Annotated in this window: 29 protein-coding genes; 16 read left to right on the forward strand and 13 right to left on the reverse strand. The window is 64.0% G+C overall.

Features of this window, described 5'->3' with window-relative positions; genetic code table 11:
* Positions 1-108: 108 nt before the first annotated feature.
* Positions 109-1,497, reverse strand: a complete 1,389-nt coding sequence (locus tag DK926_RS04620) for an amidohydrolase family protein (RefSeq protein WP_114329066.1) — start codon at positions 1,495-1,497, stop codon at positions 109-111.
* Positions 1,498-1,556: 59 nt separating this feature from the next.
* Positions 1,557-2,168, reverse strand: coding sequence for a methyltransferase domain-containing protein (locus tag DK926_RS04625; RefSeq protein WP_114329068.1), 612 nt, complete (start codon positions 2,166-2,168; stop codon positions 1,557-1,559).
* Between the two features lie 251 nt (positions 2,169-2,419).
* Between DK926_RS04625 and DK926_RS04630 the strand changes: the two genes are divergently transcribed.
* A complete protein-coding gene (locus tag DK926_RS04630) occupies positions 2,420-2,935 on the forward strand; it encodes an OsmC family protein (protein WP_114329070.1) in 516 nt (171 codons plus the stop codon).
* 8 nt (positions 2,936-2,943) lie between these two features.
* Here the strand turns inward: DK926_RS04630 and DK926_RS04635 are convergent, their stop codons facing one another.
* The gene (locus DK926_RS04635; RefSeq protein ID WP_114329072.1) at positions 2,944-3,213 is read right to left on the reverse strand and encodes an antibiotic biosynthesis monooxygenase family protein; all 270 of its coding nucleotides are present in this window, start codon (positions 3,211-3,213) and stop codon (positions 2,944-2,946) included.
* A gap of 300 nt (positions 3,214-3,513) precedes the next feature.
* Between DK926_RS04635 and DK926_RS04640 the strand changes: the two genes are divergently transcribed.
* Positions 3,514-6,777 (forward strand): protein kinase, encoded by a 3,264-nt coding sequence (locus tag DK926_RS04640; RefSeq protein WP_114329074.1) that lies wholly within the window; start codon positions 3,514-3,516, stop codon positions 6,775-6,777.
* A 3-nt stretch (positions 6,778-6,780) separates the two neighbouring features.
* On the opposite strand, the gene DK926_RS04645 is transcribed toward DK926_RS04640, so the two are convergent.
* Positions 6,781-7,149: a hypothetical protein gene (locus DK926_RS04645; protein ID WP_125833373.1), complete on the reverse strand. Its 369-nt coding sequence runs from the start codon at positions 7,147-7,149 to the stop codon at positions 6,781-6,783.
* 344 nt (positions 7,150-7,493) lie between these two features.
* Here DK926_RS04645 and DK926_RS04650 point away from each other — a divergent pair, with 344 nt between their 5' ends.
* Positions 7,494-7,826, forward strand: a complete 333-nt coding sequence (locus tag DK926_RS04650) for an MmcQ/YjbR family DNA-binding protein (protein ID WP_114329078.1) — start codon at positions 7,494-7,496, stop codon at positions 7,824-7,826.
* A gap of 40 nt (positions 7,827-7,866) precedes the next feature.
* Here DK926_RS04650 and DK926_RS04655 read toward each other — a convergent pair whose 3' ends face one another.
* Positions 7,867-8,838: an endonuclease/exonuclease/phosphatase family protein gene (locus DK926_RS04655; RefSeq protein ID WP_114329080.1), complete on the reverse strand. Its 972-nt coding sequence runs from the start codon at positions 8,836-8,838 to the stop codon at positions 7,867-7,869.
* A gap of 120 nt (positions 8,839-8,958) precedes the next feature.
* On the opposite strand from DK926_RS04655, the gene DK926_RS04660 reads away from it, so the two are divergent.
* Together DK926_RS04660 and DK926_RS04665 are read left to right on the forward strand one after the other, a co-directional pair.
* Positions 8,959-9,339, forward strand: coding sequence for a DUF6153 family protein (locus DK926_RS04660; protein ID WP_114329082.1), 381 nt, complete (start codon positions 8,959-8,961; stop codon positions 9,337-9,339).
* Between the two features lie 50 nt (positions 9,340-9,389).
* Positions 9,390-9,995: a DUF305 domain-containing protein gene (locus DK926_RS04665; RefSeq protein ID WP_114329084.1), complete on the forward strand. Its 606-nt coding sequence runs from the start codon at positions 9,390-9,392 to the stop codon at positions 9,993-9,995.
* Between the two features lie 77 nt (positions 9,996-10,072).
* Here the strand turns inward: DK926_RS04665 and DK926_RS26575 are convergent, their stop codons facing one another.
* The gene (locus DK926_RS26575; protein ID WP_165839503.1) at positions 10,073-10,213 is read right to left on the reverse strand and encodes a hypothetical protein; all 141 of its coding nucleotides are present in this window, start codon (positions 10,211-10,213) and stop codon (positions 10,073-10,075) included.
* 65 nt (positions 10,214-10,278) lie between these two features.
* The gene (locus DK926_RS04670; protein ID WP_114329086.1) at positions 10,279-10,716 is read right to left on the reverse strand and encodes a hypothetical protein; all 438 of its coding nucleotides are present in this window, start codon (positions 10,714-10,716) and stop codon (positions 10,279-10,281) included.
* 117 nt (positions 10,717-10,833) lie between these two features.
* Between DK926_RS04670 and DK926_RS04675 the strand changes: the two genes are divergently transcribed.
* The 3 genes from DK926_RS04675 to DK926_RS04685 all read left to right on the forward strand — a co-directional run bounded on the left by DK926_RS04675 (position 10,834) and on the right by DK926_RS04685 (position 12,549).
* Entirely contained in the window at positions 10,834-11,211 is a 378-nt protein-coding gene (locus DK926_RS04675; RefSeq protein WP_114329394.1) for an STAS domain-containing protein, read from the forward strand.
* Positions 11,212-11,260: 49 nt separating this feature from the next.
* On the forward strand, positions 11,261-11,719 hold the full coding sequence (locus DK926_RS04680) for an ATP-binding protein (RefSeq protein ID WP_114329088.1): 459 nt from the start codon (positions 11,261-11,263) through the stop codon (positions 11,717-11,719).
* A 116-nt stretch (positions 11,720-11,835) separates the two neighbouring features.
* Complete coding sequence (locus DK926_RS04685; protein WP_114329092.1) at positions 11,836-12,549, forward strand: GAF and ANTAR domain-containing protein; 714 nt, start codon at positions 11,836-11,838, stop codon at positions 12,547-12,549.
* A gap of 55 nt (positions 12,550-12,604) precedes the next feature.
* On the opposite strand, the gene DK926_RS04690 is transcribed toward DK926_RS04685, so the two are convergent.
* Positions 12,605-13,297 (reverse strand): ZIP family metal transporter, encoded by a 693-nt coding sequence (locus DK926_RS04690; RefSeq protein WP_114329095.1) that lies wholly within the window; start codon positions 13,295-13,297, stop codon positions 12,605-12,607.
* Between the two features lie 364 nt (positions 13,298-13,661).
* Here DK926_RS04690 and DK926_RS04695 point away from each other — a divergent pair, with 364 nt between their 5' ends.
* The 3 genes from DK926_RS04695 (at position 13,662) to DK926_RS04705 (ending at position 16,809) form a co-directional block, all read left to right on the forward strand.
* Positions 13,662-15,851, forward strand: a complete 2,190-nt coding sequence (locus DK926_RS04695; RefSeq protein ID WP_114329097.1) for an EAL domain-containing protein — start codon at positions 13,662-13,664, stop codon at positions 15,849-15,851.
* A gap of 65 nt (positions 15,852-15,916) precedes the next feature.
* The gene (locus tag DK926_RS04700) at positions 15,917-16,606 is read left to right on the forward strand and encodes a GAF and ANTAR domain-containing protein (RefSeq protein ID WP_114329099.1); all 690 of its coding nucleotides are present in this window, start codon (positions 15,917-15,919) and stop codon (positions 16,604-16,606) included.
* The gene (locus tag DK926_RS04705) at positions 16,606-16,809 is read left to right on the forward strand and encodes a zinc-ribbon domain-containing protein (protein WP_114329396.1); all 204 of its coding nucleotides are present in this window, start codon (positions 16,606-16,608) and stop codon (positions 16,807-16,809) included. The genes DK926_RS04700 and DK926_RS04705 overlap by 1 nt, the downstream gene beginning before the upstream one ends.
* A gap of 79 nt (positions 16,810-16,888) precedes the next feature.
* Here the strand turns inward: DK926_RS04705 and DK926_RS04710 are convergent, their stop codons facing one another.
* The 3 genes from DK926_RS04710 to DK926_RS04720 all read right to left on the reverse strand — a co-directional run bounded on the left by DK926_RS04710 (position 16,889) and on the right by DK926_RS04720 (position 19,603).
* The gene (locus tag DK926_RS04710) at positions 16,889-17,683 is read right to left on the reverse strand and encodes a DUF559 domain-containing protein (protein WP_114329101.1); all 795 of its coding nucleotides are present in this window, start codon (positions 17,681-17,683) and stop codon (positions 16,889-16,891) included.
* 214 nt (positions 17,684-17,897) lie between these two features.
* Positions 17,898-19,199, reverse strand: a complete 1,302-nt coding sequence (gene nhaA / locus DK926_RS04715) for a Na+/H+ antiporter NhaA (RefSeq protein ID WP_114329103.1) — start codon at positions 19,197-19,199, stop codon at positions 17,898-17,900.
* A 125-nt stretch (positions 19,200-19,324) separates the two neighbouring features.
* Positions 19,325-19,603 carry a hypothetical protein gene (locus tag DK926_RS04720; protein WP_114329105.1) on the reverse strand — a complete coding sequence of 93 codons (279 nt, stop codon included), beginning with the start codon at positions 19,601-19,603 and terminating at the stop codon, positions 19,325-19,327.
* A gap of 165 nt (positions 19,604-19,768) precedes the next feature.
* On the opposite strand from DK926_RS04720, the gene DK926_RS04725 reads away from it, so the two are divergent.
* The 5 genes from DK926_RS04725 (at position 19,769) to DK926_RS04745 (ending at position 23,471) form a co-directional block, all read left to right on the forward strand.
* Positions 19,769-20,917, forward strand: coding sequence for a zinc-dependent alcohol dehydrogenase (locus DK926_RS04725; RefSeq protein ID WP_114329107.1), 1,149 nt, complete (start codon positions 19,769-19,771; stop codon positions 20,915-20,917).
* Between the two features lie 8 nt (positions 20,918-20,925).
* Positions 20,926-21,483: a hypothetical protein gene (locus DK926_RS04730; protein ID WP_114329109.1), complete on the forward strand. Its 558-nt coding sequence runs from the start codon at positions 20,926-20,928 to the stop codon at positions 21,481-21,483.
* A complete protein-coding gene (locus DK926_RS04735; protein WP_114329111.1) occupies positions 21,480-22,046 on the forward strand; it encodes a DUF6230 family protein in 567 nt (188 codons plus the stop codon). The genes DK926_RS04730 and DK926_RS04735 overlap by 4 nt, the downstream gene beginning before the upstream one ends.
* Positions 22,040-22,438 carry a DUF6114 domain-containing protein gene (locus tag DK926_RS04740; protein ID WP_279387059.1) on the forward strand — a complete coding sequence of 133 codons (399 nt, stop codon included), beginning with the start codon at positions 22,040-22,042 and terminating at the stop codon, positions 22,436-22,438. Before DK926_RS04735 ends, DK926_RS04740 begins: the two co-directional genes overlap by 7 nt.
* 73 nt (positions 22,439-22,511) lie before the next feature.
* A complete protein-coding gene (locus tag DK926_RS04745; RefSeq protein ID WP_114329114.1) occupies positions 22,512-23,471 on the forward strand; it encodes a helix-turn-helix domain-containing protein in 960 nt (319 codons plus the stop codon).
* On the opposite strand, the gene DK926_RS04750 is transcribed toward DK926_RS04745, so the two are convergent.
* Positions 23,453-23,593, reverse strand: coding sequence for an ANTAR domain-containing protein (locus tag DK926_RS04750; RefSeq protein ID WP_165839504.1), 141 nt, complete (start codon positions 23,591-23,593; stop codon positions 23,453-23,455). The genes DK926_RS04745 and DK926_RS04750 overlap by 19 nt on opposite strands.
* A gap of 9 nt (positions 23,594-23,602) precedes the next feature.
* The gene (locus tag DK926_RS04755) at positions 23,603-24,187 is read right to left on the reverse strand and encodes a GAF domain-containing protein (protein ID WP_165839505.1); all 585 of its coding nucleotides are present in this window, start codon (positions 24,185-24,187) and stop codon (positions 23,603-23,605) included.
* Between the last annotated feature and the right edge of the window lie 266 nt (positions 24,188-24,453).

Consider the following 24,453-nt stretch of genomic DNA (forward strand, 5'->3'; position numbering starts at 1 on the left):
GAATCCGATGACAAGCCCAGAGCACGCCGACGAGGTAGAGACTCGACCAGCATCGTTCCTGCAGATGTTCGTCGACGCAGATACGCGCGACAACACCGAACCCGTCGGCTAGATCCCCGCTCGTCCGCGGATGGACGCCATGGCGTCCTGCGCCTCCGCGAGAAGGACGTCGACATCGACGCGTACGAGTCGATGGTCCCGCTTGTGCACGACACCGTCGATCATCACGAACGACACGTTCGACGGATTCGCAGCCCTCACCGCTAGCGTGGTGGCGTCGTAGACCGGCGCCGTGTTGACCGAATCGGATTGCACCAGAACGAGATCCGCTGGCCTCCCCTCGGCCAGCACTCCCGCGACGTCGCCCAGACCCAGCGACCGCGCCCCTCCCGCAGTTGCCCAGTCCAGTACCGTCGCATCGGCGACGACGCCCTGCTTCGCGTCCATTCCCCCAGGCAGGTCGGCGGTCAGCTTCATGACGCCGAACATGTCCGCACTGCCGGACAACACCGTGTTGTCGACCGACAGACCGATCGGCACTCCGGCGTTCTGCATCGCAGCGATGGGCGGAAGCCCGTATCCCACTTGCAGTTCCGTCCACGGGCTGATCGATACCGGTGACTGCGCCCGTGCAATCGCGTCCAGATCAGCAGGACTGGCCGCGGTCAGATGAACCAGCTGCACATCCGGGCCGAGTCCTCCACGCGCATCCAGCTTTTCGACGCCCCCGAGTGCCGCGGCCTCGGCGTTCGACGCCATATGGGTTGTGATCGGCAACCCCATCGATCGTGCGGTGTCCCATTCTCGTTGCCAGACAGCGTCTTCGGACCGGTCGGGCCCTCGTGCGCACACTCCCAGCGACACCAGGCCGTCGGGCAGCGACCCGGCAAACTCTCTCAGGTGCGTCAGATTCATCGGCTCAGCAGCACCCAGCGCCTGGGGATAGCCATACGCGAATCGACCACGAACGCCCGACGAATGCATTGCCTCGAACTCCGCTTCGGCGTGCGCGGGGCCGATCACGTTGTGCGCCCAGTTGTGCACGGTCGTGATACCGCCGTTCACCGCCTCCGCCAACGCCAGTCGCACGCCAAGTCCGCTGTCCTCGGGCGAGAACAGCCCGGAGATCGACGCCATACTGGGCGCGAATCCGCCTTTCGACGTCTGCCCGAACCCACGGGCCAGCGAGTTCCACATGTGCCAATGAGTGTCGACGAGCCCCGGCAGAGCAATGCATCCGGATGCATCGACGACGTCGGCCCCCTCTGCCGACAGCCCGGTGCCGATCTCGGTGATGCGTCCGTCGTCGACGCGGATGTCGGCGTTAGTCAACTCGCCCCTCGCGGGGTCCATCGTGAGTACCGAACTCGCCCGCCGAACAAGAAAGGACCCGGTGTTCGACGCCTTGGCGTCGGCACATCCGGCGAGAGTGGCTGCGGCCCCGAGGGAGGCCGCGACTCCACCGAGGATGGCTGCTCGTCGTGAAATGTCTGGCACGATCGCTCCTGCCGCAAAAGTCCGATTGTCTTATCAAATCTCACAGTACGGACTGACAGTCAACGACGCCGGGCGACCATCGCTCCGTGCGACCTGGCTTCCGATTCGTGCCTGGTCAAGGTCTCGATCACGTCGAAGTCGGCAGCTTCCACTACGGCGCACAACCGTTCGACCGGCCATCGGTACGCGGTGACGACGGCGTGGTCGAACGGCTCGAGCTCGGACCATTCGAAGAACCCGAGCAGCAGGCTGCCACCGGGACGGAGTGCGCGTGCGAACTCGGCCAGCGGTTCCACGAGCCGGTTAGGCGTGTGATGAATCGTGGAGTACCAGCTCAGAATCCCGCCGAGCCAACGGTCGTCGACACCGAGAGATGCAATATCCCCGACTCGGAAACCGATCTCCGGGGATTGCCGCCGCGCATGGTCGACGAACGTCTCGGACAGGTCGACGCCTTCGACGTCGACACCCAGCGAGGCGAGGAGGCATGTCCAATGCCCCGGACCGCACCCGGCGTCGACGACGGGTCCGGTCAGCGTCTTGGCCCAGGTGGAGATGAGGGCACGGTCGTCGGGATGGACGGATTCCAGAGTTCCGCAGACGTCGACGTACTCCGCTGCACGTTCGGAGTACGCAGCCGCCACCGTCTCACCCGAGTAGGCATCTCGCACCCGCCCAGACTGCCATGTCGACCGCAGACCGAGCCGAAAATGGTTCTACGCCGCCTGTTTTCGTCGGCGATGGAAGCTGGGCCAGGGTGTCCGGTCGGGGTCGACGACGGCCGGCGGGATGCAGTACACCGCACCAACGACAAGAACGGGAGCCCTGCAACCCTTCCGATCACGCTGAGTGGATACCTATCGCTGCGCGTTCTCGCGCAGAAGACTCGTCAGCGATTTCACACAAGCTGAAGGAGTGCAGCATGACTACCAGCACCGTGCTCAACAACGTCGACATCGAGACCGTCGGTGGCCTGATTCAGGCCATCGAGACCGACCCGGCGAAAGCACAGACCACCTGGGCCGCCCACGTGACGTGGAAGGGCGCGTTCGCGTCGGAAGCCAGAGTTCGCACGTTCGAGCCGTCGAAGTCCGACGAGCCACCGGCCCTCGGTGGCGGGGACACCGCTCCGAACCCCGTCGAGCAGCTGTTGGGGGCACTCGGCAACTGCTTGGCAGTCGGATACGCCGCCAACGCGACCGTCGCCGGCATCGAGTTGAAGGCCCTTCGGGTCGACGTGAAGGGCGACCTGGACCTGCACGTGTTCCTCGGCTTGAAGGACGGGCACGCCGGGTTCGACTCCATCACGGCGACGGTGACCATCGACTCCGACGCGCCCGCCGAGCAGATCGAGGAACTGCACGCCAAGGTGCAGGCCAGCTCACCCGTCGGCCACACCCTGCAGAACGCGGTGCCCGTCGACGTTCGGCTCGGCTGAGCGGACCTTCAGCCTGCCGTCACATCGAATTCTCGGACGTCGGCGTCGAGGATCGCGGCCTGCTGGCCCGAGTCGGGTCCCGATCCTCGAAACGCCGTCAGTTCTTCGCGCGTGGACCAACATTCGTACACATTGATGCGCGACGGGTCGATCAGATCCGCCCCGAGCGCGAAGTCGAGGCAGCCGTCGGCGCTTCGAGCCAGTCGCACCACCTCCACACATCCGTCGAGGTAGGCGTCTCGGTCACTCACGGTCAGGTATCCGGCAACGATGATCATGCCGGTGTAGACCGTCGTCGCGCGTTCAAATCACCGCCGACGCCACACCCCCGAACCACCGAATGTGGCTTTCCAGTCACTCTGAGTGACCGGAAAGCCACATTCGGTCCAAAAGCATGCGAACCCCGCGAGCCCGCGAACCCCGGCAGCCCTTGAACCACCCGACACCCCGGCACACATTCACGCAGAGTTCTATCCTGGAGTTACCAGCCGAGAGGAAAGCCCACGGCGAAGCCATGTTGGTCGTGCCGCCGGGGCCAGCATGGGAGTCACAAGTCGGCGGAGTGAGCAGCCCGTCAGATGTGTCCTGAAGATCCGGTCGACACACAGCGGTATCCGCCGTCACCGGCGGCGGAGCTGGCCGAGTTGGGGTTCGCCGAGGCGAAGGCGATCGGCCACGGCGGTTTCGGCGTCGTCTACCGCTGCGTCGAGAGCGAGTTGAGTCGGCTCGTCGCGGTCAAGGTGCTCACCGTCGAACTGGACGAGGAGAACCGGGCACGCTTCTTCCGCGAGCAACGCGCGATGGGACGGTTGACGGGGCACCCGAACATCGTCAATGTCCTGCAGGTCGGCGCGACGGAGAGCGGCCGTCTCTTCATCGTCATGCCTTATCACCAGCACGACTCCGTCGAAGCGCGGATCCGGGAGGGCGGCGCGTTGTCGATCGACGACGTGTTGCGGCTCGGTGTCAAGATCGCGGGCGCGGTGGAGACAGCACACCGCGTCGGCATCCTGCATCGAGACATCAAACCGGCGAACATCCTGCTCAGCGATTACGGCGAGCCGGAGCTGGCCGACTTCGGTATCGCGCACATAACCGGCGGCTTCGAGACGACGTCGGGCGCAGTCACCGGTTCACCCGCCTACACCGCACCCGAGGTGCTCGCGGGAAATCCACCGACCGCCGCTGCCGATGTCTACAGTCTCGGCTCGACCCTGTTCAGCGCGTTGACCGGCCACGCCGCGTTCGAGCGACGGACCGGTGAACAGGTCGTCGCACAATTTCTGCGTATCACCCAGCAGTCGATCCCCGACCTCAGAGAGCACGGTATGCCCGGCGACGTGTCCGACACGATCGCCCGTGCGATGGCGCGATCCCCCGAGGACCGCCCGCCCACCGCGGCCGACTTCGGGCAGGAACTGCGTCAGCTGCAACAGAACCTCGGTCTCCCCGTCGACGAGATGGCGTTACGTGGGGAGCCCGAAAGTTCCGGTCCGGTCGATATCTCGCACGGCGCGCGCCGGGCCGTCACGTCCGGTCTCGGCGGCACGACGGGAAACCTCCCCTTGGAGCTGACGAGTTTCGTCGGCCGTCGGCAAGAACTGACCGCTGCGAAGAACATGCTCTCGGCATCCCGGTTGGTCACCTTGACCGGAATCGGCGGGGTCGGCAAGACGCGTCTGGCGGTGCGGGTCGCGTCGAGTATCCAACGTGAGTTCTCGAACGGTGCGCGTCTGGTCGAACTGGCCGACCTTCGCGACATGACGGCGCTGGTCGACGCCGTCAGTGCGGCAGTCGGGGTGCGTGACCAATCGGTGCGGCCGCTGCGCGAGGTGCTGGTGGAGTTTCTCGCCAGGCGGGAGATGCTGCTCGTGCTCGACAACTGCGAACACGTGGTCGCCGACGTCGCCGAATTGAGCGAAACGCTGCTGACGGTCTGCCCCACGCTCCGCATTCTCGCGACCAGCCGTGAAGCGCTCGGCATCTCCGGCGAGGAAGTGCTGCGCGTTCCTCCGCTGACCGTTCCGAACCCGGAGCATCGACCGTCGCTGCGTGCGGTCCCCAAGTACGACGCGGTCAGCCTCTTCGTCGAACGTGCCGCCACGGCCGCACCGGGGTTCGCACTCACCGAGGACAACATTCAAGCGGTGTTGGGCATCTGCCACCGCCTCGACGGTCTGCCTCTCGCGATCGAACTGGCCGCGGCCCGGTTGCGTGTGATGTCACCCGAGCAGATTCTCGAACGACTGACCGACCGCTACACCCTGCTGACCCGCGGTGCCCGAAGTGCACCGACCCGGCAACAGACCTTGAGGTTGAGCATCGACTGGAGCTACGACCTGTGCACCGCGTCCGAGAAGTTGGCGTGGGGTCGTCTCGCAGTCTTCGCCGGCACCTTCGATCTCGACGCCGCCGAGCAGGTGTGCAGCCCCAGCCTCCCCCAGGACGAGCTGATCGACACGCTGACGTCCTTGGCCGACAAATCGATCCTCATCCGTGAGAAGAGCGGCTCGGAGGTGCGGTTCCGCATGTTGGAGACGCTCCGACAATACGGTTTGGAGAAGCTGGAACGCACCGGTGAAACGCTGCTTATGCGACGCATTCACCGCGATTGGTACGAATGGCTCGCGTTCGACGCGGAGGCCGACTGGATCAGTCCGCGTCAACTGGAATGGATCGCCCGTCTGAAGAGGGAACAGGCGAATTTCCGTGAGGCACTCGAGTTCAGCATCGCCGACGATCCGGCCGCAGGACTGCGCATCGCGACGACGCTGTACTGGTTCTGGCTTTCTCAGGGCTCGTACAGCGAGGGCCGAAACTGGTTGAGCAGACTGCTCGTTCGCGAGACCGGTCAACCGACTGTCGAATGGGTCAAGGCGCTCTACTGCGCGGGCGCGATGGCCAACGTCCAGGACGACGTCAGCGCAGGAATCGAACTTGCAAGAGAGGCAAGGGCTCTCGCCGAGGAGGCCGACGATCCCCTGATGCGCGCGTTGGCCGCCAACGCCGATGGGGCCGTCGCGCTGCACAGTGGTGACATTCCGAAGGCGTCGTCGTTCTTCGAAGCGTCGATCACCCAGTTCCGCGCGAGCGGACAGCGCACGCTGGAGACGGCGACGATGCATCTGCTGGGTCTGGCATACGGCCTGAACGGCCAGACAGACAAGGCAATCGAATGGCACGAGCGAGTCCTCGCCGTCACTGCCGAGCACAAGGAGTCGATGTATCGGTCACGGTCGTTGTGGGCGATGGGAATCGACGTCTGGCGCAAGGGCGACGCGGACCGTGCGACCGAACTCCTCGACGAGGCACTCGGGCTCACGAGGAGGTTGCGCAACCCACGCATGACGACGTCGTCGCTCGCAGCCCTGGCCTGGATCGACGCGGGTCGACGCGACCACACCAGAGCGGCAGTGCTGTTGGGTGCCGCCGACGGTGTGGCGTCCTCGTTCGGGAGCGCACCCGTCATACATCCCAATTTGTTCGTCTTCCAGCAGAATTGCGAGAAGGAGACGCGTCGAGCATTGGGGGCGAGAGCGTTCGACGCGGCGTATCGGCGTGGCGAACAGTTCGACCTCGACGAGGCCATTGCCTATGCCTTGCACGAGCGCGCACCCGGTTCCTCGACGCCGGACATCAGTGGGTCGTCGACGCTGACCAAGCGTGAACGCGAAGTCGCCGACCTGATCACCGAAGGCATGACCAATCAGGCGATCGCCGAGCGGCTGGTCATCTCGCCGCGCACCGCGCAGGGGCACGTCGAGCACATTCTCGCGAAGCTGGGCTTCACCTCGCGGACGCAGGTCGCGGCGTGGATGGTGGATCAAGGCCGGGACCAGTGACCCCTACATGCCGTACGACGCCTGGTCGGGCGACGGTTGCCATGCATGCAGGAGTTCTTGACACAGACCTGCCTTGACGGCGGTGAACCGTCGCGGCTCTGTCGACCGCGGCGTCATGGCTGCCTGCACCATGTGCAAGAACTTGCTGCGGTGCACACCGAATTTCACGAACACGCTCTCGGCGTCGGCGCCGCCGTACGGGGCCCATTCGATCGCATAGACAACAAGAGCTTGTTCGGTGCCGGTGAGCGATCGTTCGCGACGGAGAAGATCGCACCATCCGAGTGATCGGCGCACCCACCCCAGATCGGGCGCAGGCCGCGGCGGGGTCGGTTTCGGATCTTCGGGCGGTGGGACAAGCCTGAGATGCATCGGGGCCTCGAGGGGTGAGGAGCGAATCGGGGGTCGTTTCCCAGACTGACCGAGGTCGACGCGTATGTAACCGTCCGATCGGCGGGGTGGGGTACCTGTCCTGATTACGCGGTTTCGGCGGGGGTACGAGAAACGGGTATTTCGGCCGATGCACCGGGTGCCGTTTTCCGTGATCGTGGGTGCCGAACGTCCCGCGGTCGACAAAGGAGAACACGTGACCAAAGCAGTCTCGAACACCCTCGGCACCATCGCCGTGTCCGGGGTCATCATGACCCTCGCCGTGCTGAGCATCTGGAAGTTCCCGATCCCCGGCGTGTAGGCGGCAGGCGTGAGACGCTGACCGTATGAGCACCGAGGACGACGTTCGTCGACTCACCCTCGGGTTGCCCGAGGTCACCGAGCGACTCTCGTACGGCACCCCGGCCTTCTACGTCGCGGGAAAGATCTTCGCCCGCATCCACGAAGAACCTGGCGTTATGGTCTGTTGGAGACCCAGCCTCGACGACCGTGAAGCGCTTCTCCAAGCCAACCCCGACACGTTCTTCACCACCGATCATTACGCCGGGCACAGCAGTGTCCTGATCCGGCTCGCCCGAGTCGACGACGAGGAGCTGAAAGAACTCCTCACCGAAGCCTGGGAGTCACGGGCGCCGAAGCGTCTTCTCCTGCGTCCCTGACCACCCGCCGGAGCATGCGCCCGATGAACAGGCATGCCAGTCAGCCGCCCACCGCGACGTCGACGACCAATCCATGGTGGTCCGATCCCTGAATCGCGATGCGTTCCAACGACGTCGGCTGTGCGCCGTGTGTCAGGACGTGGTCGATGCCGATGATCGCCGGAAACGACTTGTCCGTCGGATAGGTCGGCACGATACCCATCCCCAATTGGTCTGCGGCGTCGGAATATCCGGCGTCGAGCAGTTCGCGGAACTGCTTGTGGGTGTAGGTGGTGTTGAAGTCACCGCTGACGACGACAGGCCGGTCACCAACGGCAGCGGAGGCCATGGCGTCGCGCAGATCTCGCAGTTCCGACGTCCAGACATCCGGCGGCGTGACGTACGCAGGCCCCGGATGCACAGCAAGAATTTCGAAGGGCGTCGAAAACTGAACCTGCGCAGTGAGATTGGTGGGTCCGCAATAGCCGTCGAGCTCGCGCATGTTCGTCAACGGGAAGCGGCTGTAGATGCCAGCGCCACCGCCGCCATTCTCGTCGGGCATCAAGTAGTGGTACGGCAGCAGTCCCTCGAGGCCCTGGTCGCGCAGACGCCCGGCCAGGGTCTCGGTCAATTCCTGCACCGTGAGGACGTCGACAGCCTCGGCGCGTACGGTTTCGGTGAGGCTGACGGGATCAGCCGCTCCGAACAGCAGATTCGCCTGCATCACGCGCACCGACGGGCCGTCGGCCTCCTGTCCGTTCGCGAGGTACAGCGGACTGATCACGGTTGCACCTATCCCGATCAGTACCGCCGAGATCGCCAACAGGATCCAGCGGCGGAACACCAGGCAGATCAGCGCGGCCACGAGCGTGACCGTCAACAGAAGCGGCACGAACGACGCGAGGGCGATCAGCGGATTGATCGGCCTGTCGGAGAACATCGCGGCGACCCCGACCGTCCCCGCTGCAACGCCTGCCAGTCCTGCCAGCTGCGCGACACGGCGCGCGACCACGTTCTCGGTGAACAAGCCCATGAGAAACGGTAGCAACTGCGGGTGCGCCGAATCAGTCCCACGTCGGTGTCCCCTTCGACGGTGCGGAAGAACTCCGTCCGCCCCTACCCCCCGGGGGTATCAGCTGCTACGGTCGGACGCATGCGTTCGTTCGGTCCCCTTATTCGGCGGACCGCTCCGGCCGCACGTGGGCTGATCGTGGCGTTCGTGCTGTTCGGGGTGGTCCTGATGCATTCGGCGCCTCTTGCTGTGGGCGAACACCCCAGCATGCCGACGGCCGCCGACAGTGTGCATCCGGTCGCCTTCGGGGAACACGATTGTTCGACGCCTCATCAGATGATGCATCAGTGCGCCGGGTCGATCACGACATGGACGGCGTTGACCTTCTCCACAACGGCGGTCGATAACGTACCGAGAACCGTTGCTGCCCGGAGCCGAACAGGCACCGCACGATCCGAATGGGGTCGTGCCCCGCCGTGGACGCTGTGGACGTTGGACCAGTCCGTTCTCCTGCGAGTGTGACAGGGATTCAGACCGCACTGAAAACCATTCACTAGCAGGGAGATCGACAGATGAATACCAAGATTGCACTCGGTGCAGCCGTTGCGGCGGCGGCACTACTCGTCACTGGATGCAGCAACAGCACGACGGAGGACCACTCGGCGCATCCGTCCACGTCGGTTCAGGCCGCGCCGAGCCACGACGCGACTGCCGTTTACAACGACGCCGACGTCCACTTCGCCACGATGATGTATCCGCATCACGCACAGGCGATCGACATGGCAGAACTTGTACCGGACAGGTCCACGAATGCGGAAGTGATCACGCTGGCGTCGGAGATCGAAGACGCTCAGAAGCCGGAAATGGACCAGCTCACAGCACTTCTCGATCAGTGGGGCCAGCTCGCCCCTTCGATGGACATGAGCGGGATGGACGGCATGGAGCACGGGCAGACCGGCATGATGGAACCCGACGACATGGGCGCGTTGACGTCGCTGAGCGGACAGGAGTTCGATCGGCGATGGCTGACGATGATGATCGAGCACCACAACGGTGCCGTCTCGATGGCTGAAGTGGAGATCGACGACGGGTCGAACCCGGACGCGATCGCAATGGCCCGGTCGATCGTCGATACACAGAAGGCCGAAATCGACCGGATGCAGCAGCTGCTCGGTTGATCGAATCCCATCAGTGGGGTACGGACCATCGACACACGGTTCGCACCCCACTGCTGGGGATCGATGTCAGGCGCGCCCTACTCCGGCGCCTGCTCGTCCTCTTCGGGTTCGAAGGACGATTCCGACGTGTGCCCGACGGCCACTCCTTCGTCGGTGTCCGGGATGGAGCCGTCCTTCCCGAGACCTTCGTCGTCTGTGCGACCTGTGTCAGTAGCCATCGTCGACCTCCTCGTTCTGGGGTTGCGGGTGGGTACCTCGCCCACGTCGGGCCGAAACTCGGCATTCAGGGCCGCGAGTCATGACGCGGATGGCCGTGGGTGCGTCGCTTCTCCTTCATCTCCGACTCGAACACGTGACGTTTTCCGTCCTGCAGGGCGTTTCGGATCGTGCGCTCTTCCTCGCGGAACGCGGTCCAATAGTTGTCGTCGAAATCTTCGACGATCTGAAACGTCCATCGACCCGCGAGAACGTTGCGCCCGATCAGCTCCGTGGCCAGACGGTCTGCATGTTCGGCATGCCCGCTACCGCGCAACTCCTGCACTGCCTCGTCGAGAAGCAGGTCTGCGTGCCCGATCAGCTGGTGCAACTCGTAAAGGTGCCCTCGCGCCCGCTCGACGTACTCGAGTGCCTCGGACACCTTCCCGACGGCGGCGATCGTGTCGTCGTCCGCGCCCTCGGGGCGAAGGTGGTCTTTGTCCGGTCCATCTGTCGATTCGCTCACCGCTTCGGAGTTTCCCGCAGTCCTTGCGAGCAAACCGCGAGTGAGACCTCTCGACGCGTGTGGCTATGGTTGATCCTGATCTACGGCGCCGTCGGGGCGACAGGAAAGGCTTTACTCATGACGATCGACAATGCTCAGCCCAGTTCACTCGTGGTTCTCGTGACCCGGAAGGGTTCGACGACCGTAGTGTCCGTTCGAGGCGTCGTGGACCTGCAGACGGCACCTCAGCTGACCGAGTCCATCGACGCTGTGCTCGCCGAGAACGTGCCGACGACGCTCATCGTCGATCTCACCGACGTGAGCTTCTTGGCCTCTGTCGGAATGACGGTGTTGATCGAGGTCAGTCGACGCGTCGCAGACACGGCGAACTTCGCCGTGGTGGCCGACGGCCCGTCGACCAAGCGGCCGATGACGCTCATGGGGATCGACCAGATGATCACCGTGTACACCGATCTCGACGCCGCCCTGGCTGCAGTTCCGAGCAGCGGCGAATAGCGGACGGCAACGGGTGGGTGAAGTAGACGTGGCCGGGTATGACGCTTCCATGGTTGTCCACTCACCCATCAGTTCGACCGTCGCGACGTCGACCGCTGCCCCGCTCGAACTGGTGATTGCGGACGTGCCTGCCACCCCCAGCCGCGCCGGCGCCGTCAGACATGCCGTCGCTTCGTGGCTCGATGCAGCCGCGATCGACTCCAGCCGACGCCCCGACGTCGAGCTCGCCGTCTACGAAGCGCTGGCCAATACTGTCGAGCACGCCTACCGAGATTTCGATGTTCCGGGAACGTTCACCGTTCGGGCCGTGTTCTCGGTGCACGAACAGACCCTGGAGGTGGCAGTGGTCGACCATGGTCGGTGGCGACCACCCACGCCGAATCCTATGCGCGGCAACGGTTTACCGCTCATTTCGGCGGTGACGAGCGTGTCGTCCGTAGCCCCGTCGAGCGACGGCACGTCCGTCGTGATGCGGTGGGACGCAGCCGCACTCGCCGGAGCCGTGTAGCGGCAAACCCCGGACAGCATCGAAACCGTCCGGTACGTATTCGGTGAATGCTTCCGCTGAGCGCCGACGCGTGACAACGTGGGGTGTGCGAGTCGACCACGACCCTGGGGGTTTCGATGAACGACAATGCACAGCATCTCCACCGCCAGATCGCTGAACTGGCGCGGTCGATGCACACGTCGGACGACCCCGCCCCTTCCACCGAAGAGGGAATCTTGACCGACGTCACCACATGGGCGGCAAAATTTCTGACGGCAGTCGATCATGCCGGGGTCAGCCTCATTCATCGCCACAACAAGAAGTACGACTTCGAGGCCGTGGCCCCGACCAGTGACATCCCGCGATTCATCGACCAGCTGCAGGACAGGTACGACGCCGGGCCATGCCTCGATGCCATTCGCAGTCATGGCACCGTTCTGGTTCAGGACTTCGGCCAGGAGACCCGCTGGACGTTGGTGGCCGACGCCATCGTCGACCAGACGCCCGTCCGTTCCAGCGTATCGATGCTCCTGTACACCGACACGCAGTCGATCGGTGCGCTCAACCTGTACTCCGACACGCGCAACGCATTCGACCAGGACACGATCGAGCAGGCCGAAGCTCTGGCAACGCATGTAGCGGTCGGAATCTTCCGTATCAGACGGGACGAACAGTTCAAGTCGGCCCTCGCGTCGCGCGACATCATCGGGCAAGCCAAGGGGATGATCATGGAACGCTTCGGCATCGATGCACTACAGGCCTTTCGGCTCCTCAGCCAAATCTCCCAGGATCGCAACATCCCGGTCACCGAGATCGCGAAGCAACTCGTCGAGGCGGGTCGCGAGACATGAGGCATCGATGGTCCGCCACAACCGTCTATCGGCTGCCGCGTGACATAGATGCGCCTCAACCGAGCGCGAAGGCCACCAAAAAGCCCGCAGCCGTTGCCATTCCGACCCACCACCCGCCGTCGCGGTAGGCCTCGGGCATCAGCGAGTCCGCGAGGACCGCCAGCGTCGCCCCACCCGCGAATGCCTGCACCGTCGAGATTCCGGTTTCCGGGATGACATCCGACAGCAGATAGCCGACGACGGTCACACCGACCAGGACAGCAGCCGTGATGCTCCACAGTCCGAGCGCGCGAGAGTGGCTGAAGCCATGCTGATCCCTCATCAACGCTGCTCCGCCGACCGCTTCGGGCACGTTGCCCACCGCGACCGCGACCAGCAGCACGATTCCCCCGCCGCTGGTGAGCGACACCCCGAGCGCGGTGTTCTCGGGTACACCGTCGAGCACCGTGCCCAGCATCAGCGCCCACCCGATCGCCGCAGGGCCGAGTTTGTTCTCGATCAGATGATTGGCGACGACGTACACGCCCGCGCCGAGGAACAACGCTCCCCCGGCAATCAGGATGCCGGCCTGCTCGAAGGCAGGCGCGAACAGTTCCGACGACACCGCGGCGATCATCGTGCCTGCACCGAACGCCATCATCGCCGCCAGCACGGGTTTGGGTAGCGACCACCGCAAACCCACTGCCGCGCCGACGACCAGGGGCAGGGCGGTACCCACTCCGTACAGAGCAGCTCCGAACGCGTTCATCGTCGACGTATCGCCGCAATAGTGCCTGCTCAAACGAAACGTGCTGCCGCCCAAGCGAAAACGGACATTCCGGCCATTCCTCGAGACGCTGCTGCCGCGGCGACGTCAGTCCTCGTCGTCCTCACGCAGGTCCCGCAGACCTCTGGCTACCCGCAAGCCGACGACCAGCGACAGCAGGCACCACACCACGAGAATCCCGACGACCCACCAGACCATTCAGTCAGTGTGACAGAAAAACTCTCCATTATCGGTATCGGAGATGGTTTTCTGGCGCGAAAACATGTGGGTTCGCGCCGTGGGCGTCGTGGTAGTCGGTTTGGTGTTGGATGGACCTACGCAGCCGACCGATGTGAACGGATGACCCATGCGCGACCCAACGGACGACCCGGCAATACTGCGGGCTCTCCTCGAGTTCTCACCGGACATGCTCGCGTTGTCCGAGTTCTCCGGCCGTGTCGTGTACGTCAACCCGGCTGGCCTCGCGCTGGTCGGCCTGACCGAGCTACCGGAGAACCCGCACCTCACCACGTCGGAGTTCTTCACCCCGCGCGGCCTCGAGGTGTCGTCGCAGGTCGAGAACGGTCTGAGCACGATCGGCTTCTGGCAGGGCAGGAGCGAGCTGCGTCATCACGTGACCGGGACGGGCATTCCCGTCGTCGTCACGACATTCGTCGTTCGCCGCGACGGCGGCAAGCCCGACCTCATCGCATCGATGATCCGCGACCGGACCGAGGGCGCTCGACGCGATCGCGAACTCGAGGCATCCGTCACCGCGGCGCGTCGTAGCGCGGCGGAAAAGCACGCACTCGCCGATCTCGGTCGGCTGGCGGTGTCGGCCGAGCTCCCCGAGTTGCTCGACGCGGCCGCGGCAGCCGCGTCGACGCTCATGGGCGTCGAATCCGCAGCCATCGCACGGCACGAACACCCGTCGGACGACTTTCTGCGTATCGACGCCGTGACGCGCGCGATGGGCGACAACCCCGTCGTCCCGTCGGGAGACAGATCGTTGGCCGGGAACGCGATCGAGCACAACGCGGCGACCGTCTGCACCGACACCGGTTCCGAGTCACGCTTCGACACCGCCGCCATGGCAACACTGGGCCTCCACAGCGGCGTCGCGATCCCCGTTCCGATCGCGAGTTCCAACCCGTGGGGCGCCCTGTCGATCTACAGCACCGGGACCCGCGACTACAGCGACCAGGAGGTCGAATTCCTCACCGCCATCACCAGCGTGCTGTCGACCGCGCTCAAACGGATCGATCTCGACAACGAACTCCGCATACGCTCCATGCACGACTCTCTCACCGGACTTCCGAACCGAGCTTTGGCCTACGAGATCATCGACGACGCATTGGCACGGGCGAGTGAGGAATCGACTTCCGTCGCATTGCTGCTGCTCGACATCGACGATTTCAAGGTCATCAACGACAGCCTCGGTCACGACGCGGGTGATCGTGCGCTGGTTCGGTTCGCGCACCGCCTGTCCGCCACGGTTCGAGCCGAGGACACCGTTGCCCGACTCGGCGGCGACGAATTCTTGATCATCTGTGAACGCGTCGACGACATCACGCACGCGGAAAAGCTTGCGCACCATATCTCGACGTCGATCGCCACACCGAAAGCGATGGACGAAGCGCCCGTCCCGTTGAGCGGGAGCATCGGCATCGCCGTCTCGAAGCCGTCGTCGACGCGGAGACAGCTCGTGCATCAGGCGGATCTGGCGATGTATCGCGCGAAGGACAGCGGTGGCGGGTACGCCGTGTTCGACACCGGCGATCTGTACGACGCCGATCGCGTCCGGTCGTTGTCGGTCGATCTCCGAAATGCACTCGCGCACAACCAGTTGCATCTCGTATATCAACCGTTGGTCGACATCGCGACCGGCACGTTGGTCGCCGTCGAGGCGTTGGCCCGATGGGAGCATCCGGTACACGGACTCGTAGAGCCGAGCGAGTTCGTTCCCGTCGCCGAAAGAACCGGTCTGGCAACGGCACTCGGATCCTGGGCGCTGCGGGCCGCCTGCGCTCAGGCTGCGAAGTGGCGGCGTTTCTCCGACGTCGAGATGCGCGTGAATGTCAGTGCGCTGCAACTCCGTAACACCGCTTTCCCCGGCGAGGTGGCGGCGGTACTCGAGGAAACAGGCCTGCCACCGGACGCACTCGGTCTCGAAATCACCGAGACCGTCTGGGTGGCCGATACCGCACGGGTTGCCGACACGATCGCCGCGCTGCATTCGATGGGGGTTGCGCTGCTGCTCGACGACCTCGGCAAGGGCCACAGCTCCATCTCCTACCTGGACCGCTATCCGATGTTCGAGTGCTTCAAGATCGACAAGTCCTTCATCGCGAAGCTCCCCACACCGCGCGCCACCGCGGTCGTGACGGCCATCGTCGCGCTCGCCAAGGCGTTCGGCGTGACCGTCGTCGGCGAAGGCGTCGAGACCCGGGAGCAGCTCGACGCACTGGCCGCGACCGGCTGCGACCTCGCGCAGGGGTACCTCTTCGGCCGGCCCATGAGTGCGGACGATCTGACGGCGACCCTTCCGCGCAGATAGAGGTGGGTTAACCACGCCCCAGCCGGGTAAGGACAGAAACGGGCGGGGTAGCAGAAGGAGACAAGGTGCCCGACGCAAGTGTGGCCGAGTCGCGGATCGTGGAGATCAGCGAACGTTGCCTGACAGAAGTAGGTGTCGACGGTGTGGCCGTCGCAGTTCTGACCGACGACGCCGCCAACCGTGACCTTCTCCACGCCACGAGCAACGACGCCGCGCGGATCGACGAGCTGCAGTTCACCACCGGTGAAGGCCCGTGTTTGCGCGCGTTCGTTCGCGGTGAACCCGAGCTGCACGCGAACATCCAGGACGATGCAGCGTCATGGCCTACGTTCGCGTCGGAACTCGGCGAGCTCGGCGTGCACAGTGTGTTCGCCTTTCCCCTTCTCGACGGTGGCGCGAAGCTCGGTGTGCTCGAGATGTACCGTCGGGAATCACGCCCGTTGACGGCGGAACAGTATGCGGCCGCCGAGCGTGCGGCAGCGGCGTTGGGAATAGCTGCGGTCGTCGAACTGGTCTCGTACGCAAGCACTCTCGAGAAGGGGACCATCGAGCAACATCAGGGCCCGTTCGCCCCGGAACGAGCCGACGTCAACATCGCCGTAGGAATTCTGTCGGCGACGCTCCGCGTGGCACCGGAGGAAGCGTCGGCGCGGCTGCGGGCACGGGCGTTCGCCGAATCGAAGTCGATCTCGTCTCTCGCTCACGACATCGTGCACAACCGCAGTTCGATCGACGACGACTCGCGGAGCGCGTGATGTTCTTCCTTTTCGGCTACGGCGCCAAGCAGAAGCATCTCGGGCCCGGCCAGGTGCGCACGTGCCCGCGGTGTCACAACACGACTCAGTGGTCCCGAATCAAGCAGTTCAAACAGTTCACGGTCTTCTTCGTCCCGCTCGCGCGGTGGAGTCGGTCGCAGTTCGAGCAGTGCGGGATCTGCGGAACGGCCGTGGAGGTCTGACGGGTCGGCGGCTGAACGACATGTCCCAGTTGTGGTCCTCTGATCAGGGATCGCGGACGGCAGCGGGACAAGTGGGACATTACGTCCGCCGCTTCCGAGAGTTTCTTCTCCGACGGACGACCTCCACGATTTCACGGGCAACTTTCTCCGGGTCGGACAACACGTCGAACGCCGAGTACCGCAGCACCAACCAACCCTCGAGCACCAGATGGTTCTGTCGCCGCCGATCCTTTCTGAAGACCTCTGGCGCGCTGTGGAACTCGCGTCCGTCCACCTCGACGATCACCATCGCCCATTCGTCCACCAAATCGCAAATGTAATCGCCCACCCGGTAGTTGACACGCATCCGCAGACCCAGAACGATCAGCGTTCGGCCGAGAACACGCTCGGGTTCGGAAGCGAAACCGATTGACGCAGTGGCGATCAGCCCTGACGCGCGCTTGTTTCCTCGCAGGTTCGGGGTGCGTCCGATGAGTGACGTCACTTGGTCTCTGTCGACGTCGGTCGTCAAGCGCTGGTCGACCAGCCGGGCAGCATCCTGCAGCGTCATGACCGCGACACAGTCGATCAACGTTCTCGGTTTGATGGGCACAGGTAGTCCCCCGTGTGCGACGCGTTCACCGGCCGGAAGGGTGCGCCGGTACATCGTGATCCAGCTGGGGAGCCGGGGTTTCACTCCGGGACCCAGACATATCTCGAAGACTGCCGGTTCTTCGATCCAGCCGTAGAGCCACGCTGCAGTCCGATGGCTGAGCAGTGCGGTTGGCTGCCACAGTGTGATCGCGTAGCAGCGGGCCATCGCCGACGGTTCCTCGCTGCAGTAGATCTCCGGCAGAACACGTACGTAGCGACGCGCAATCGAGCTGCTCGACATTCCTAGATCGAGAAGTTGGCGCCTGGTGACTATTCCGTATGGATGCACAGTGAACGAGCATCGGGTAGCCGCGCACACGAACACGGTTGTCGACCTGGGATTTCAAGTTACGCTGTGGAGAAACGAATCCTGTGGATAGCGGGCGTGATGTCCCACCTGCGGCCGCCGCGTCAGGGATCCCGGACGGTACCGGCACAAGTGGGACACCGGCCCCTCAATCCCTGTTCTGATAGACGTCCGGAATTCCGTCGTGGTCGTCGTCCCGGGTCTCCAGGGTCTCGATGTCGCGGTACGCCTTGTTTCGGGTGCGCAGGATGACGGACGCGAGTGTCGCCGCGATCAGGGAACCCGCGAGAACCCCGACCTTGACGTGGTCGTCACGTTCGCTACCTGCGCCGAAGGCGAGGTCACCGATCAGCAGCGAGACGGTGAACCCGATGCCCGCCAGCATTGCGACTCCGAGCACGTCGAGCCATTTGAGCCCCGCGTCGAGGGTCGCTCTGGTGAAGCGCGACACCAGGTAGGTGGTGCCGAAGATGCCGATCGTCTTGCCCACGACCAACCCGGCGATGATGCCGATCGCGATCGGATCGGTCAGTGCGCTCGCCAGCCCGGTCAGACCGCCGACGGTGACTCCGGCTGCGCAGAACGCGAACAACGGTACGGCGACACCAGCCGAGATCGGGCGAATCTTGTGCTCGAAGTGCTCCGCCAGGCCGGGTCCTGCCTCGGGCCCACCGGCTGCTCTACTGCGAATCACCGGCACCGTGAACCCCAACAACACTCCGGCGACGGTTGCATGGACGCCTGATTCGTGCATCAACACCCACGTCACCACGGCGAGCGGGATGAGAATCCACCACGATCGAATACGCTTCTGCACGGCAATTGCGAAGAGTGCCAACGGAATCAGCGTCAGCCCGAGAGCGACGAAGTTCAAGTCGTCGGTGTAGAAGACCGCGATCACCGTGACCGCCAGCAAATCGTCCACCACCGCAAGCGTCAACAGGAACGTACGCAACGCTGCAGGTAGGTGCGTACTGATGACTGCCAGCACTGCCACCGCAAACGCGATGTCGGTGGCCGTCGGTATCGCCCAACCCAAGAGCGCCCCGTCACCGGTCCGCAGATTGACGAGCACGAATATCAACGCGGGCACGGCCATACCGCCGACGGCTGCAGCGATCGGCAGCGCGGCCCGGGAGCGGTCGCGCAAGTCCCCGGCGACGAATTCTCGCTTCAATTCGAGGCCGACCACGAAGAAGAAGATGGCCAAGAGCCCGTCGGCCGCCCACGTCGACAGCGTCAGGTCCAAATGCAGCGCCGACGGCCCGACGCGAGTGTTCATCAACGAGTCATAGGAATCGGACCAACCCGAGTTGGCCCAGACCAGTGCGACGACCGTCGCGACCAACAACAGTGCGCCGCCGACGGTTTCTTTGCGCAGAATCCGTGCGATGCGGTCGGTTTCGGGCCAGGAGCCGCGGGAGAACAGTGGAAGTCGGGGTTCGGTCATCAATTTCGTCGTGCCTTCCGTGCATCGATGGTTGACGCCACACACGAACGTGAAGACCGAAAGTGCGCAGCGCGGAACTATTGCCGACCAGACTTCCCGGCGCACCGATCAACCAGTTTACGCATCTACATGAGGGTGGCAGCAAATCCCATGAACACGACGAACAACGACGTCCCGCCCAACGCAGCACCGATCACGGCCTCGCGGAAGTTCGTGGCGTCCCCCGCGTCGACCCGACTCACCCCGATCCATCCGCACACCACCGCGACGACGCCGATGGGGACCGAGATGAAATCGCCTATGAAGGGGACGAACGCACACACGATCGCGACGATCCCCGCAACCAGCGCCGCACTGCCGACGCCATTGCGATACAGGGGACCGAAAGAACGTTCCTCTTCCATGGCCGCCCTCCGCAGTGTTGCACCGTCGGGCCGGCGCACAGGACACCGATCGTACTGGGCGGAATGTTTAAAACGCCCAGCACGACAGCGTTTGAGCCAGATCACAAGGGGTAGCACTTTTCAGCAACGTTCGATTCACTCCCTTACCCAAGACAAGAGGTCGACATGCTGTCGATGACCTATCGCGGGCCTTACAAAGTGCGCACCGAAGAGAAGCCGATTCCCCGGATCGAGCATCCGAACGATGCGATCGTCAAAGTCGGGCTGGCCGCAATCTGCGGCTCCGACCTGCACCTCTACCACGGCATGATGCCCGACACGAGAGTTGGCACCACCTTCGGCCACGAATTCATCGGAGTCGTGCACGAGGTGGGACCGTCGGTGCAGAACCTGTCCGTGGGAGATCGCGTCATGGTCCCCTTCAACATCTACTGCGGCTCGTGCTACTTCTGTGCGCGCGGGCTGTACTCGAACTGTCACAACGTCAATCCCAATGCGACGGCCGTCGGCGGAATCTACGGCTACTCCCACACAACCGGCGGTTACGACGGCGGGCAGGCCGAATTCGTCCGTGTGCCCTTCGCCGACGTCGGCCCGAGCGTCATCCCGGACTGGATGGACGACGAGGACGCTCTACTGCTGACCGACGCCCTGTCGACCGGATATTTCGGGGCGCAGCTGGGGAGCATCCGCGAGCGCGACACCGTGGTCGTGTTCGGCGCCGGTCCTGTCGGTTTGTATGCCGCTGCGTCGGCGTGGTTCATGGGAGCCGGCCGCGTCATCGTGGTGGACCATCTCGAGTACCGACTGGAGAAAGCCCGGCAGTTCGCACATGCGGAGACGATCAATTTCGGCGAGCACGCCGACATCGTCGTCACGCTCAAGAAGGAAACCGATTATCTCGGTGCGGATGTCGCGATCGACGCCGTCGGCGCGGAGGCCGACGGTAACTTCATTCAGCACGTCACCTCGGCGAAGTTCAAGCTCCAGGGCGGCTCACCCATCGCCCTGAACTGGGCGATCGACTCCGTTCGGAAAGGCGGCACCATTTCGGTGATGGGCGCGTACGGTCCGATGTTCTCGGCCGTCAAGTTCGGCGACGCCATGAACAAAGGTTTGACGCTGCGGATGAATCAGTGCCCAGTCAAGAGGCAGTGGCCGCGATTGTTCGAACACATTCAGAACGGTCATTTGAAGCCGAATGACATTGTCACGCATCGCATACCGCTGGAACACATCGCCGAGGGTTATCACATCTTCTCGTCGAAACTGGACAACTGCATCAAACCGATCATCGTCCCGGGCAACGGGTAGGAGGAAAGATGACGCACAGACCGTACGTCGCAGACACGGAAACCCGCATTCCGACCAGCGACGAGCTACGAAACAGAATTCCGGGTTGGGGCAGCGACCTGGATCCTGCCGACCGCCCGGCATATCCGCGCGAGCGTTTCGCTCCCGAAAACACCGGAGCGCATTGGGATTTCCCCGAGAAGCAACCGGAGCTGAAACCTCGTGAGCGCTCCATCGAGCACGGAGAACTGCCGCCGGTGTTCGGCACGAGTGCTCCGCTGCAGGGACTGTCAGGCGTGATTCGACGGCAGGCATTCCGCTACAGCGAAGGCCGCGCGGCACATTGGTTGATGTTGCTGGCGGGTGACAGGGTGGACGCGGCCGAGTCGCACATTCGGTCGCTCGTGTCGGGTAGGCCGGACAATCCGGTGACCGAGACCGGGATCCTCAGCGAATTCCACAACAGCCGAGGCAAGAACAGGGTCGACAGCTCACACACGTGGATGGACCCGATCGTCGTCAGCGCACCCTACGTTGCCGCTGCCGCCGCTATCGGCTTGGGAGTGAAGAAACTCCGCAACAAGTGAGCATTCGGTGGCGGCGATTCGCCGTGATCGGCGGTCTCGGCGTGGTCGGTGCTGCATTTCTCGGCGGTGGAATAGCGTCGGGACAACTGCCGATGAACATCGCATTGTCCGGGCAGAACTTCACCGGCACGACGACGGCCATCACCGCGGAAGGAATCACTGCGTATCCGCGGAGTGTCGATACGACGGCGGGCGCGCAGCCCAGTATCGCGGTGAGCATCGACAGCGCACAGCTGTCCGACGTCTGTTTGTCGACGGTTGCGCGCGGCCTCCCGCTCATCGGTGACGTCACGCTTTTCGCCCGCATACCTGGCGACGGCGCAACGGCCGAGAACCTCGTCGTCGACGTCGCCTCGGTGACCGGTTCGATCGAGGTGTCCGACGTGCGACTCGGACTCGACGCCGCAGCTCTGGGCGAGGAGAACGGCGCGCGCACCTCGGCTGTGTCCGTGGGGAACTCGTGGGCACCGTCGACGCGCATCGACATCATCGCCTTGGCCGCGTCTGCCGCGTCCATCACGGGGCTCACTGTGTCCGCCGAGTCGGGTGAGCACTATTGCTGACGTCATCATCCAATTCGACTCGGCGAGAACGCTTTCGACGCTACCGCCGGACACGCCCTTTCTGGGGCGGTGTGCAACTTATCGCGTCGGCGGCGTTCATCGTGCTTCCGCCCCTGTCCTCCTTCCACGTCGGGGACGTCCTTCTCTCCGTCAGCACCATCGCGGGTGTGTCGACGCTGCTGCTCGGAACGTTGATGTCGTTGTGTGCCTTCTTCGTCCTGACGAGCCCGCACGCGCGCGTTCCGGGAGGAGTGGTCGCGATGATTCTGGCGCTCGTTGCCCTACCGGCGGCCAATTTCGGTGGTTACCTCGTCGGCACTCTGGTGGGGGTCACCGGATCCGCTGCCGTCCTCGCATGGCAGCCCGACAGAACCGAGGTGTCCGACGGCTGAACCCGGGCCGGTTGCCGTCGGCACCTACGCGGTTGGAGAATGGATACAGCAACGGCAAAGGGGGCCGGCACCCATGAGCACGGTATTGATCGACACGTACGACTTGGCCGAGGCCGAGCAGGTACTCAGTGCGAATTACACCAAGCAACGTCTCAACCCGAAACCCGGCGCGCCCACCCGCACCACGGTCGAGCGGTCTCACGTCGGGTCGATGATCACCGACGAACTCTCCTACAGCTATGACCTGAAGACGTTGGCAGATCCGCTGGCCGACATCGTGCTCTGCCGCGTCCGGTCCGGACTACTCGAGCGAGGTCTTCCGGGCGGGCACACCGTGGTCACTGGAGCAAGTCAGACGACGGCGATGGGCGCGCAGGCCGAACTCCCGATCCCGGTCGATATGCAGCGCCCCCACTTCGACACTTTCCACATCGACCGCGATCTTCTCGATCGCGTGGCCGCAGGCCCCGACGAGCCGGGTGAAACCGCATCGATTCGCCTGACCAGCGAAGCTCCGATATCACCGGGAGCCAACGCGTATCTGGTCTCGGTGATCGATCACATCAAGAACGACGTCCTGCCCAACCCGCATGCCGCCGCCAGCCCGTTGGTCGCCGGGAACGTCGCGAACTATCTCGCGTCGGCGATGCTCGAAGTTTTTCCGAATACCGCAGTACTCGAACCCACCATCGAGGACCGTCACGACAGCACGCCTGCCCTGCTACGCAAGGCGATCGCGTTCATCGACGACAACGCCGAACGCGAAATATCGCTGGTCGCCATCGCCGAATCCATTCACGTCAGTCCCCGGGCGTTGCAGTACATGTTTCGCAAACACCTCGACACCACACCGACGGAATATCTACGACGCGTCCGCCTCCATCAAGCGCACCTCGCTCTTGTCGCCGGTGATCGAATGAAAACCACCGTGGGTCGGGTCGCGGCCGACTGGGGGTTCTCGCACCTCGGCCGCTTCGCCATCTACTACCGCAAGCACTACGGCGTCAGCCCGCATCAGACACTGCGTCGTTGACAGTCCGTCCGTGCGGCATCGACGAGCTGGGCTGCGACGGTGACGACGGGGATGTTCTGGTCCTGCGACAGGCGACTCAACAGACGGAACGCTTGGCCTGAGTCGATGTCGAACCGCTCCATGATCATTCCCTACGCTTGGCCGATGACGTCGCGGGAGGCAAGGGCGGAACGAAACTGCTCGTCGCGGCGGACAGCCGAAATACCAACGGCTGCGTGCGCCGCGAGAGCCTCGGCGTGTTCGACGGCGTCGTCGTCGAACGCGTCGGCGGTCTCGGCGTCGAGATTCAACGCACCGATCGCTTGCTGATCGGTGTACAACAACATCGACAGACTGGACCGGACGGGCGAGTTCTCGACGATTTTGCGCGTGAGTTCCGGCCAGCGAGCGTCGGTCGCATAGTCGTCGACGATCACGGTGGTTCGGTCACGGATGGCGGTCAGACACGGCCCGTCGCCGGTCAACTCCTGCAATTCGTCGATGAACTGTGGGATGTTCCCCGTTGGGGCCATCGCCTCGAAGGTGTGCCGTTTGCCGTGACGACGGATCAGACTGACGCCGGCGTGATCGACGGCCGAAAGAAAGTCGGCTGCACCGGTAGTGACCTCGGCGACCACGTCGTGTTCGCACGCCGGATGCCTGTCACTGGTGGTGTGCATGGTTCGGGCCAAAGCCGCGATGGCGGTCTGGACGGACAGCGCTTCTTCGGTGTGCACGTCAACCTCCCCGATCGAGGAACCTCGGTTCGAAACTCCCACATCGCCGCGCCTCGGCGCAGTACACCGGGCGCACCGTCCTATCCGAATCGCGCAGACTTCACCGAGTCCCTGCGCACCTCGCATGCGCCGGGTTAAGCTCGTATCGGGTCGAGCACCGCGGCTTCGGCGGTGATGCGTTCGACCCTTTCGATCCATGATTCGGCACCGTCGAGCGGTCGCCTACTCCCCTCGGTGGCCCCGTAGCCTTCGGCACGTTTTTCGAA

The sequence above is a fragment of the Rhodococcus sp. Eu-32 genome, from assembly GCF_003336925.1.
Lineage (GTDB): Bacteria > Actinomycetota > Actinomycetes > Mycobacteriales > Mycobacteriaceae > Rhodococcoides > Rhodococcoides kyotonensis_B.